This window comes from Brevundimonas sp. (genome assembly GCF_031082345.1).
Lineage (GTDB): Bacteria > Pseudomonadota > Alphaproteobacteria > Caulobacterales > Caulobacteraceae > Brevundimonas.
On sequence record NZ_JAVHLH010000407.1, the window covers coordinates 1 to 1,106 of the forward strand.

Annotated in this window: 1 protein-coding gene and 1 pseudogene; one reads left to right on the top strand and one right to left on the bottom strand. The window is 73.9% G+C overall.

Going from position 1 to position 1,106, the window contains the following annotated elements:
- A partial coding sequence (locus RDU12_RS15810; RefSeq protein WP_308685634.1) for an insulinase family protein occupies positions 1 to 663 on the top strand: 663 nt, incomplete at its 5' end.
- A 19-nt stretch (positions 664 to 682) separates the two neighbouring features.
- Here the strand turns inward: RDU12_RS15810 and RDU12_RS15815 are convergent.
- A pseudogene (locus RDU12_RS15815) lies at positions 683 to 1,106 on the bottom strand (serine protease); the annotation flags it as partial.

Below are 1,106 nucleotides of genomic sequence, written 5' to 3' on the forward strand. Positions count from 1 at the left end.
CCACCCGCGGCGCCAGCGGCGCGGGTGGTCGTCATCGACCAGCCGGGCGCGGGCCAGGCCGCGGTGGTCGCCGCGATCCGCGGCGTCTCGCGCACGGACGCCGACTACTTCCCCCTGTCGCTGGGCAACACCCTGCTGGGCGGCGGCTATTCCTCTCGCCTGAATCAGGAGGTGCGGATCAAGCGGGGGCTCAGCTACGGGGCCGGCTCCTCGCTCGGCGCGCGGGCGGACGAAGGCGTCTTCACCGCCAGCGCCCAGACCCGCAACGACGCCGTGCCGGAGGTGGCCGCCCTGATCCTGGAGGAGATCGGCCGCATGGGCTCGGAGCGGATATCCGAGGCCGAGCTGTCGCCGCGCCGGGCGGTGATGATCGGCGGCTTCGGCCGCTCGCTCGAGACGGTCGACGGTCTGGGAGGCTTCATCGCCAGTCTGGCCCTCTACGACCTGCCGATGAGCGAGCTGGCGGCCTACGCCGGCAATGTCCGGGCTGTGACCCCCGAGCAGATCGAGAGCGCCTTCGCCCGCCACCTGCCGGGCTCGGAGGCCAGCCTGGTGATCGTCGGCGATGCGGCCCAGTTCCTCGAGGCGCTGCGGGCGAAATATCCGAACGTCGAGGTGATCCCGCTGACGGACCTGGACCTGGATAACGGCGCCCTGCGCTGAGGCGCCGGGCCCGGGGCGGTCAGGTCGACAGGCAGACCACCTGCGCCACCCGCAGGTCGCGGCGCAGATCGTCGGCGACGAGGCCGTAGTTGTCGATGGTGACGGTGCGGCCCGTCAGCGGTTCGTCGGCCTTCTGCAGGCCGCGGACAGCCGGGCCGAAGGTGTCGGGCGAGGTGGTGTAGATGCGGCCGCGGCGCGGGCTCTCGGCGATGGTGACCGCGACGACGCGACCCTGGCGGTCGAGCACCGGCGCGCCCGAAAGCCCGGCGAGGGTGCCGCCCAGACGGTCGGTGCGGCCCACCTCGGCCCAGGCGAGGATCGGCTCGTCGCGCTGGCCACGGCCCCGGACCCTCAGGGTCTCGCGGCCGAGCAGGCGCGAGGTGACCTCGCCGGCGCGGCCCTGCGGGTAGCCCGGATGGAAGGCGCGCTGGCCCTTGCGCAGG